Source organism: Falsiroseomonas sp. RANM36 (assembly GCF_056682175.1).
In genome coordinates this window covers 1,687,704-1,696,643 of the sequence record NZ_JBWXTD010000003.1, presented here as the reverse complement: position 1 = coordinate 1,696,643, position 8,940 = coordinate 1,687,704, and the positions used below count along the sequence as shown (strand labels likewise).

Here is an 8,940-nt window from a genome sequence, read left to right as displayed (position 1 = left end):
CCCCACCGCGTGTGGCTGCCGCCCTTCGCGCGCGGCTGAGGCGCCCTACCCCACCCTTCGCTCCGCCTGCCGCAGCGCGGCGCAGAGGCGCGAAAAGGAATACCAGAAGGGTCCGTGCCCCTGCGCGCCCGGGCCGGGCGCGGGCGCGGTGCCCTGCGGCTCGGCGCGGCGCCGCCGCGGCCGGCGCGCTTCGAAGCGGCCGCGCATGTTCTCCAGGAAGGCGCCGGTCGCGGCCATGTATTGCTCGAGCATCTCGGCCGCGATCTCGATCCCGGCGAGGCCGCGGCCTTCGAGCGTGAGGGATTTCAGGCGCCGGCTGGCGGCGGCCAGCGCCAGGTGCAGGCGATGCAGATCCGCCAGGTGCCGCGCGATGGCGAGCCTCGCCTCACGCGCCGAATCGCTTTCCGTCATGGCGCCGTCCCCGGACGTCCCGGCGGGCAGCCTGGGACGGCAGGGGTTTACGGCGGGTTAGCGCTCCTCGACGGGCCGGCGCGGGCGATAGGCGACCGGCGCGACCAGCGCCACGACGAGCATCGCGACGCTCAACGCCGGCAGGTCGCCCGTGGCCCAGGCGAGCACGACGCCGAGCAGCGCCGCCATCAACAGCACCGCGGTGAAGAAAGCGTCGGCGACCCGCAGAAGCTCCTGGCTGATCACGTCCATTCTCCCGGCACGGGCGCCGCCGTCGCGGCTGCCGATCCTGACATCCCGTGACATTGTCGGCCACGGCGCTGGACAGAGTAGAGCATGTCCGCACGAAGAGTGCAATTTCTAAGATGATGTATCGTGTTTTGGGATGCGTCGTCTGCATTCCGGTGTAGCGGCTCAACCGACGGTTTCGGCCCGGCGGCCCCAGATGGCGAAGACGCGGTGCGGCACGCGGAGCGGTTCCGCCGGGAAGCGCGCGGCCAGCAGGGCGGCGTGCTCGGCGTCGAAGCGCTCCACCGCCGGGCCGCCCAGCGCGCCGCCGACGCCGGCCGAGGCGCGGATGCGGCCGCGCCAATCGGCATGGCTGTAGAGCGCCGCATGATCGAAGCCGGCGAATTCCAGGCTCGCGAATCCGGCCAGCGAGAGGTCCGCCGCCCAGGCCGGGTAGAAGCCGGTGGTGCGCGCCATAGGCCAGCGCGGATTATGCGCCTCGATCAGGAATTCCGAGGCATGCGCGACGCTGCCGGGCAGCGGCAGCCAGTCGTAATGGCAGATCAGCAGCGCGCCGCCGGGCTTCAGCACGCGCCGACCCTCCGCCGCCGCCAGGCCGCGGTCGAACCAGTGCCAGCATTGCGCCGCGACCACGAGGTCGAAGGCGGCGTCGGGCTGGCCGGTGCGCTCCGCCAGCCCTTCCGCGAAGCGCACCGCCACGCCCTGCTCCGCCGCCAGGCGCCGTGCCGCGGCGATCTGGCCGGGCGCGGGATCGAGGCCGAGCACCTCGCCGCCCATCGCGGCCAGCGTCCGCGCCACCGTGCCGGTGCCGGTGCCGATATCCAGCACCCGCATCCCCGGCGCGAAGAGGCCGCGCTCGGCGATCAGGTCGTAGAAGCGCGGGGGGAAGCCCTGCCGGTGCTTCGCGTAGTCCTCGCTGGTGTCGGACCAGCTGGGTCCGGTCATCATGGGCCTCCCCGGATGGCGGCAAGATCGGCGGCGGTGTCCACGTCGCGCAGGGTGCGCAGCAGCGCGACACGGCGGCCCTGGAAATTCGCGATGCTGTCCATCAGCGCATGCTCGGTGGACCAGCGCACATCGGCGAAGGGTTTCGCCGGCCGGCGGGGACCGAGCGCCACCAGCCAGTAGCCGCCATCCTCGGCCGGGCCGAAGGCGGCATCGGCGCGGCCGAGCGCGCGGAAGGCGGCGGCGATGTCGGCACGCGACACGCCGGGGACGTCGCTGCCGATCACGAGCGCGCGCCGATGCGGGCGCAGCGCGCGGTCCATCCGCGTGCCGAGGTCGCCGCTGCCCTGCGCCACGCGCGGCAGGCGGCGCGGCCAGCGGGCGGTCGCGCGGTCGGGCGTGACGGACAGCAGGGTGCGCCAGCGCCGGTCAGGCGCGATCTCCGCCAGCAGCGCGGCGAGCTGGCCGCGATAGAAGCGCAGCGCGGCCATCGCGCCGATGCCGCGCGCCAGCCGGCGCTTCACCGCGCCGAGCCGCGGCGCGCGCGCGAAGACGATGACCGTGTCGCCCTTCATGATCTCCCGCGCGCATAGAACCGCTGGATGATGCGCGGCGGAACGCCCAGGAACCAGAGGGAGAGGCAGGCCAGGTTGCGCGCCGACCGCCGCAGGTAGCCTTCCCGCCGCCAGCGCTCCGCGCTGGTGATCGCGACGGCGTCGAGCGGCGCCCGCCGGGCGCGGCCCCGGCGGCGCACCAGGCCCACGCCCTCCATCCGCGGCCGCGGCCGCACGCCGCCCGCCTCGGCCAGCAGGTCGCGATGGATCCGCAGGCCCTGGTCGCCATCGGGCAGCGCCAGCGCGCGGCAGCGCCAGGCGACGGCACGTTCCAGCCGGCGCGCGGCGGGCGCGGCGTGATCCAGCGCGAAGCGGAAATAGCCGGCGCGGGCGGGATCGCGCATCGCCGCGCGCACCGCCGCCGGCCAACCCGGCGCAAGCCTCGTGTCGGCATGCAGGACCAGCAGCCAGGGGCCGGAGGCGGCCGCGGCGCCGGCGGCGATCTGCCCGCCCCGGCCGCGCGGCGCCGGCAGCACGCGCGCGCCGAGACCGGCGGCGAGGGCGGCGGTGCCGTCGGCGCTGCCGCCATCCACCACGAGGAGCTCGGCCGGCGCCGCGCCGAGGGCGGCCAGCGTGCCGGGCAGCGTGGCGGCCGCGTTCAGCGTGGGGATGACCACGGACAGGCCGGTGATCGCGGCCTCGTCGGACGGCGCCGCTATTCGCATTTTGTTCTTGACGCTTTCACGCCGCTCTCCCACTCTCCGACGCGAACAAATCGGGAAAAAGAGGAGCGATCATGCCGGACGGGGGAGCCTCCGCCATGCCCTCCCTGGCCCGCAAGGGCCGGGGCGCCGTCACCAACCCGCCGGTGCGCTTCGAGAGCACGCGGACCGAGCGCTGCGACGATGGCTGGGGCACGCTCGCGGCGGAATTCGCGGAGCTGCCGCCGCTGCCGACCGAGCTGATCCGGGAGAAGGCGAAATCGGCGCTGGCCTGGAACGACAGCCCGGATATCGGCTTCGACCGCTCGCTGAACCCCTATCGCGGCTGCGAGCATGGCTGTGTCTACTGCTATGCGCGGCCCGCCCATGCCTATGTGGGCATGTCGCCCGGCCTCGATTTCGAGACGCGGCTGATGTTCAAGCCCGACCTGCCGGAACTGCTGGAGAAGGAGCTGTCGAAGCCCGGCTATGTGGCGAAGCCGGTGGCGCTCGGCGCCAACACCGATCCCTACCAGCCGGTGGAACGCACCCTCGGCATCACGCGCCGCGTGCTGGAGGTGCTGGAGCGGTTCGGCCATCCGGTGACCATCGTGACCAAGAGCGCGGGGGTGCTGCGCGACCTGGATATCCTGACGCGTTTGTCCGAACGCAACCTGGTGCATGTGTGCCTCTCCGTCACCACGCTGGACGGCAAGCTGGCGCGCATCATGGAGCCGCGGGCGGCGACGCCGCTGAAGCGGCTGGAGGCGGTGGCGGCGCTGACGAAGGCCGGCGTGCGGACCGGCGTGCTGGTGGCGCCGATCATCCCCGGCCTCAACGACATGGAGATGGAGCGCATCCTGGAGATGTCGGCCCGCGCCGGTGCCGGTCGCGCGGGCTATGTTCTGCTGCGCCTGCCGCTCGAGATCCGCGGCATGTTCGAGGCCTGGCTGCAGGAGCACTACCCGGATCGCGCCGCACGCGTGCTGGCGCTGGTGCGGGAGACGCGCGGCGGGCAGTTCTACGACAGCCGCTTCGGCGTGCGTCAGACCGGCACCGGCCCCTATGCCGAGTTGATCGCCCAGCGATTCCGGCTTGCGCTGCGCCGCTGCGGCCTGGAAGGGCGGGAGCGGATGGGCGAGCGGGGGCTCGATTGCTCGCAGTTCCGCCCGCCCCAGGTGGCGCCGCGGCAGCTCGAACTGCTCTGATCGCCGCGTCCGCCGCGTCCGCCGCGTCAGCGCGGCAGCGGCCGGTAGGGCAGCGGGCGCAGCAGCGTTCCGTACCACGCCGTCTCGCGCCACACGCCCTGGGCGACATAGGGATCCTCGGCCCAGAAGCGCTCCGCGGCGGCCTGGTCGGCATGGCGCGTGACGACCACCGAGCCGGTCATGCGGCCCTCCGGCGCGTCGAGGATGGCGCCGCCGAACAGCACCGTGCCGTCGGCCGCGAGCCCCTGCAGGCGCGCGACATGCGCCGGGCGCGCGGCGAGGCGCCTGGACTCCGCGCCGGGGTCCTCGCCGTCGCGGGCGACGACGATGGTGTGGCTGCGCGGCCCCGGCATGGCGCTTCCCGGCGAGGGCCAGGGCGCATAGGGCAGCGGCGCGATGCGGAAGGGATGCGCCTCGATCCGCTGCCAGACGCCGGAGGTGGCGAAGGGCTCCGCCGCCAGATAGGCATCGAGCGCGGCGCGGTCGCCGTCCACGACCATCATCGAGCCGAGGCTCCGGGCCTGCCCGTCATGCAGCGGCAGGCCGAGGACGAGCCGCCCGGCCTCGGCCTCCGCCGTGATGAAGGCGACATGCGCGTCGCGCGCCGCCATCCGCCGCATCGGCGCCTCGGCATCGGTGCCGTCGAAGGCGAGGAGCAGCCACGTCATCGAATCACCCTTCGCGGTCAGGGAGCGCAAAAGGGCCGCGACAGCGGCTCCGCGCGGCTCGGGCCCGCACCCCAGGGCGCACCATGCCTGAGGCGCGCAGCCAAGCGCGCGGAGCGCGCGCCGCCGCCTGAGGGCTCAGTACATATGCTGCCCGCCATTGATGGAGAGCGTGGAGCCGGTGATGAACTCGGCCTCGTCGGCGGTGAGGAACACCACGCCGCGCGCGATGTCCTCGGCCTTGCCGAGGCGCCCGATCGGGATGCGCGCGACGATCTTCGCCAGCACCTCCTCCGGCACGGCGCGCACCATCTCGGTGTCCACATAGCCGGGGGCGACGGCGTTCACGGTGACATGGTTGCGCGCGCCTTCCTGGGCGAGCGCCTTGGTGAAGCCGTGGATGCCCGACTTGGCGGCGGCGTAGTTCACCTGGCCCATCTGGCCGGCCTGGCCGTTGACGCTGCCGATGTTGACGATGCGGCCGAACTTGCGGGCGTTCATGCCCTCCCACACCGCCTTGCACATGTTGTAGCAGGAGCCGAGGTTCGTATCGATCACCTGGTCCCACATCTCGCGCGAGAGCCGCTTCATCATGGCGTCGCGGGTGATGCCGGCATTGTTCACCAGGATCTCGATGGGCCCGACCTCGGCCTCGATCTTCTGCACGGCGGCCTGGCAGGCGGCGTAGTCGCCGACGTCGAACTTGTAGCAGGGGATGCCGGTGCGCTCGGTGAAGGCCTGCGCGGCGGCGTCGTTGCCGGCATAGCTGGCGACGACCTTGCGGCCGGCGGCCTGCAAGGCCTCGCTGATCGCGGCGCCGATGCCCCGCTGTCCCCCGGTGACCAGTGCCACGCGTGCCATGCTGTTCGTTTCCCTTCTGGCTGCCTGCCCGACCCTGCGGATCGCCACCGGGCAGGCGGCACATTCTCGCAAGCCGCGGGGCGGAGGGCAAACACGCCGGAGGCACCCGATTCCACAACCCTTTTGATCTGCATCAAGGCAGTGGCGGGCAGCTTCGGCCAGACTTCGATGGTCCTGAGGCGCTGCGGCGCCGAACGGACGTTCCTGGACGTTTCCTCCCTCGACTCGCCCCGGCGGCATCCGTCGGGGCTTCTTGTTTTCGCTGGCCCGTCGCAGCCGCTTCGCCGCGATCTCTTATTGGCAATTCCGCGCATCAATATTGCAAAGAGGGAAATCAACCAAGAATTGAACAACGCGGCGAGCGATTGTGCCTTCACGCAGGCGTGAGTTGTATGCAAAGCATGTTCTGCTGCTTTCGGAAGTGCTCTCTAGGACCTGGGACGATGAAGATTCGCGCGGGTGCGAAGCTGGAGGCGACGACGGATGATCGTTGCGCCCTTGTGCTGATGCTGGCCTATGTCGAAGCCGAGTGCCGTCGCCTGGGCGCAGAGGCCGCCGCGCAGCATGCCGCCATGGCCGCCGCGCTGGTTCCCGACCTGACCCGGCCCGGCACGGCGCCAGCCACGCACTGAGGCCCCGTCCGGGCCGCCGCGCGAAGCCCTATTCCCGGCGCAGCAGGAACAGCGCCTGCTCGCCGAACAGGTTGGCCAGCCAGGGCGAGCGCTTCCAGGGCGAGCGCAGGCCCTTGTCGTCCACCGCCAGCCAGCGCTCCACGACGTAGCGTTCCATCGCGCAGAGCTCGAAGAAGTCGCGGATGGTGCAGGGGTGGATGTTGGGGGTCTCGTACCAGGGGCGGTCCCAGGTCTCGTTGTCCGGCATGCGGCCCGTGGTCAGCAGCTTCCATCGCAGCTGCCAGTGGCCGAAATTCGGGAAGGAGACGATGGCGTAGCGGCCGATGCGCAGCATCTGCCGCAGCACCTCCCGCGGGCGCTCCACCGCCTGCAGCGTGCGGCTGAGCACCACATAGTCGAAGGCGCCGTCCGGGTAGAAGGCGAGGTCGTTGTCGGCGTCGCCATGGATCACCGGCAGGCCGGCGGCCACCGCCTGCGTCGCCTCCGCCATGTCGATCTCGATGCCGCGCGCATCGGCGCCCTTCTCGCGGGTCAGGTGCTCGATGAGCTCGCCATCGCCACAGCCGATGTCGAGCACGCGCGCGCCGGGCGCGACCATCTCCGCGATCAGGCGGAGATCGAGCCGCATGTTCTTGGCGACGAAGCGGATCTCCTGCGGCGCGTCGGGCATCACGACCTCCTGCGTGCGGCCGATTCACGCCTGCGGTGCTCGGCGCTTGCGCACCTGCGCCCTCCGGCGATCGGACGCATCAGATGCCCACCTTCGCGGCCGCCCCGCGGAGGAACCCGCCCAGCGCGCGGTGGAAGACCGGCTCGTCGAGCAGGAAGGCGTCGTGGCCCTTGTCGGTCTCGATCTCCACGAAGGACACATTCGCCGCAGCCGCGTTCAGCGCGCGCACGATCGCGCGGCTCTCCGCGGTGGGGAACAGCCAGTCGGAGCTGAAGGAGGCGACCAGGAAGCGCGTCGCCGTGCCGCGGAAGGCCGCCGCGACATCGCCCCCACGCTCGGCACCAAGGTCGAAGAAATCCATCGCGCGGGTGATGGTGAGGTAGCTGTTGGCGTCGAAGCGGCGGACGAAGGTGCTGCCCTGGTGGCGCAGGTAGCTCTCCACCTCGAACACGTCCTCGAGGAAGGTGAGCGCGCTGGCGCCGCGCAGCCGGCGGCCGAATTTGCGGCCCAGCGCCTGCTCGGAGAGGTAGGTGATGTGCGCGACCATGCGGGCCACGGACAGGCCCTTGGCGGGGATGCGCCCGTCCTCCCAGTAGCGGCCGCCCATCCAGTCCGGGTCGCCATGGATCGCGGCGCGACCGACCTCATGAAACGCAATATTCTGGGCGGAGTGGTAGGTCGCGGTCGCGATGGGCGCGGCGGCCACCACCATCTCCGGGTAGGTCGCTGCCCATTCCAGCACCTGCATCCCGCCCATGCTGCCGCCGACCACGGCCAGCAGCCGCGCGATGCCGAGATGCTCCACCAGGCGCTTCTGCGCGCGGACCATGTCGCGGATGGTGACGGAGGGGAAGTCGGTGCCCCACAGCCCGCTGCCGTCCGGCTTCGGCTCGGCCGGACCGGAGCTGCCCATGCAGCCGCCCAGCACATTGGCGCAGATCACGAAATAGCGCGCGGTGTCGATCGGCAGGCCGGGTCCGACCACCGCTTCCCACCAGCCTGGCTTGCCGGTCAGCGGATGGCGTTCGCCAACATACTGATCGCCGGTCAGCGCATGGCAGACCAGCACGGCGTTGCTGCGCGCGGCGTTCAGCGTGCCATAGGTGCGGTAGGCGACGGCCAGCGGCGCCACCACCGCCCCGCAATCGAGGGCGAGCCCGTCCTCGAACAGGACGCGCTGGTGGGCGAGCGGCTGGGAAGGGGCGAGGGCCTCGGTCATCCTCGGCAACGGGCCTCAGGGGGCCGCAGGAATCGGCGCGGGCGGCGGCCGGGGCAACCGCCGCCTGGGCGGCGCGGGCCGCCGGTTCTATTCACAACCCCCGGACCCGGACCCGCATGCCCGACACAACCTCGCCCGATCCGCAAGACGCGGCCAGACTTCCCTCGGATGCCGAACTCGCGGCGCTGCGGGCGGAGATCGACAGCCTGGACGACGGGCTGCACGACCTGCTGATGCGCCGCGCCGCGGTGGTCGCGCGGCTTGCGGCCAGCCGCGCCAAGGGCGACGGCCCGGCGATCCGGCCAGGGCGGGAGGCGGCGATCCTGCGCCGGCTGCTGGCCCGCCATGCCGGGCCGTTGCCGCGTGCCGCGCTGGTGCGGCTTTGGCGGGAGCTGCTGGCCGCGACCACCTCGATGCAGGCGCCGCTCAGCGTCGCCGCCTGGCTGCCGGAGCCGGGGGTGGAGGTGCTGCGCGCCCATCTCGGCACGGCGGCGCCGGTGCGGCGCTGCGGGTCCGATGCCGCGGCGCTCGCCGCCGGGGAGGCGGGCGAGGCCTCGCTCGTCGCGCTGCCGGCCGCCGGGCGATGGTGGCGGACGCATTTCCCCTCGCGCCTCTTCGTCACCGCGCGCCTGCCCTTCTTCGGCCCTGCCGCCGCGACCGTCTTCCTGCTCTCCCCCACCCCGCCCGATCCCTCCGGCGACGATCGCTCCCTCGTCCGCGTGCCGGCCGGTCGCGGGGGGGGGGGGGGGGGGGGGGGCGCGGCGGCGCGGGGGCGGGGGGGGGGGGGGGGGGGGCGGGGGGGGGGGGGGGGGGGGGGGGGGGCGC

The 8,940-nt window shown here is 72.7% G+C and carries 13 protein-coding genes; 4 read left to right on the top strand and 9 right to left on the bottom strand.

Annotated features, from left to right (window positions below; genetic code table 11):
- Positions 1-45: 45 nt before the first annotated feature.
- From AC1MIR_RS13080 to AC1MIR_RS13060, 5 genes are all read right to left on the bottom strand, one after another.
- Positions 46-411: a hypothetical protein gene (locus tag AC1MIR_RS13080; RefSeq protein ID WP_480028587.1), complete on the bottom strand. Its 366-nt coding sequence runs from the start codon at positions 409-411 to the stop codon at positions 46-48.
- A gap of 57 nt (positions 412-468) precedes the next feature.
- Positions 469-657, bottom strand: coding sequence for a hypothetical protein (locus AC1MIR_RS13075; RefSeq protein WP_480028586.1), 189 nt, complete (start codon positions 655-657; stop codon positions 469-471).
- 168 nt (positions 658-825) lie between these two features.
- Complete coding sequence (locus AC1MIR_RS13070; RefSeq protein ID WP_480028585.1) at positions 826-1,605, bottom strand: class I SAM-dependent methyltransferase; 780 nt, start codon at positions 1,603-1,605, stop codon at positions 826-828.
- Positions 1,605-2,180 (bottom strand): TIGR04282 family arsenosugar biosynthesis glycosyltransferase, encoded by a 576-nt coding sequence (locus AC1MIR_RS13065; RefSeq protein WP_480028584.1) that lies wholly within the window; start codon positions 2,178-2,180, stop codon positions 1,605-1,607. Before AC1MIR_RS13065 ends, AC1MIR_RS13070 begins: the two co-directional genes overlap by 1 nt.
- On the bottom strand, positions 2,177-2,884 hold the full coding sequence (locus AC1MIR_RS13060; RefSeq protein ID WP_480028583.1) for a glycosyltransferase: 708 nt from the start codon (positions 2,882-2,884) through the stop codon (positions 2,177-2,179). The genes AC1MIR_RS13065 and AC1MIR_RS13060 overlap by 4 nt, the downstream gene beginning before the upstream one ends.
- 71 nt (positions 2,885-2,955) lie before the next feature.
- Here AC1MIR_RS13060 and AC1MIR_RS13055 point away from each other — a divergent pair, with 71 nt between their 5' ends.
- Complete coding sequence (locus AC1MIR_RS13055) at positions 2,956-4,068, top strand: PA0069 family radical SAM protein (protein WP_480028582.1); 1,113 nt, start codon at positions 2,956-2,958, stop codon at positions 4,066-4,068.
- 26 nt (positions 4,069-4,094) lie between these two features.
- Here AC1MIR_RS13055 and AC1MIR_RS13050 read toward each other — a convergent pair whose 3' ends face one another.
- Both AC1MIR_RS13050 and phbB read right to left on the bottom strand, forming a co-directional pair.
- Positions 4,095-4,736 (bottom strand): YciI family protein, encoded by a 642-nt coding sequence (locus AC1MIR_RS13050; RefSeq protein WP_480028581.1) that lies wholly within the window; start codon positions 4,734-4,736, stop codon positions 4,095-4,097.
- 135 nt (positions 4,737-4,871) lie between these two features.
- Complete coding sequence (phbB, locus tag AC1MIR_RS13045) at positions 4,872-5,594, bottom strand: acetoacetyl-CoA reductase (protein WP_480028580.1); 723 nt, start codon at positions 5,592-5,594, stop codon at positions 4,872-4,874.
- 141 nt (positions 5,595-5,735) lie between these two features.
- Between phbB and AC1MIR_RS13040 the strand changes: the two genes are divergently transcribed.
- Together AC1MIR_RS13040 and AC1MIR_RS13035 are read left to right on the top strand one after the other, a co-directional pair.
- Positions 5,736-5,981, top strand: a complete 246-nt coding sequence (locus tag AC1MIR_RS13040) for a hypothetical protein (protein WP_480028579.1) — start codon at positions 5,736-5,738, stop codon at positions 5,979-5,981.
- 56 nt (positions 5,982-6,037) lie between these two features.
- Positions 6,038-6,226, top strand: a complete 189-nt coding sequence (locus AC1MIR_RS13035) for a hypothetical protein (RefSeq protein WP_480028578.1) — start codon at positions 6,038-6,040, stop codon at positions 6,224-6,226.
- A gap of 28 nt (positions 6,227-6,254) precedes the next feature.
- Here AC1MIR_RS13035 and metW read toward each other — a convergent pair whose 3' ends face one another.
- Positions 6,255-6,854, bottom strand: coding sequence for a methionine biosynthesis protein MetW (gene metW, locus AC1MIR_RS13030; RefSeq protein ID WP_480028754.1), 600 nt, complete (start codon positions 6,852-6,854; stop codon positions 6,255-6,257).
- Positions 6,855-6,975: 121 nt separating this feature from the next.
- On the bottom strand, positions 6,976-8,115 hold the full coding sequence (gene metX, locus AC1MIR_RS13025) for a homoserine O-acetyltransferase MetX (protein WP_480028577.1): 1,140 nt from the start codon (positions 8,113-8,115) through the stop codon (positions 6,976-6,978).
- 116 nt (positions 8,116-8,231) lie between these two features.
- Here metX and AC1MIR_RS13020 point away from each other — a divergent pair.
- The coding region (locus AC1MIR_RS13020) for a chorismate mutase (RefSeq protein WP_480028576.1) at positions 8,232-8,940 on the top strand (709 nt) is incomplete at its 3' end.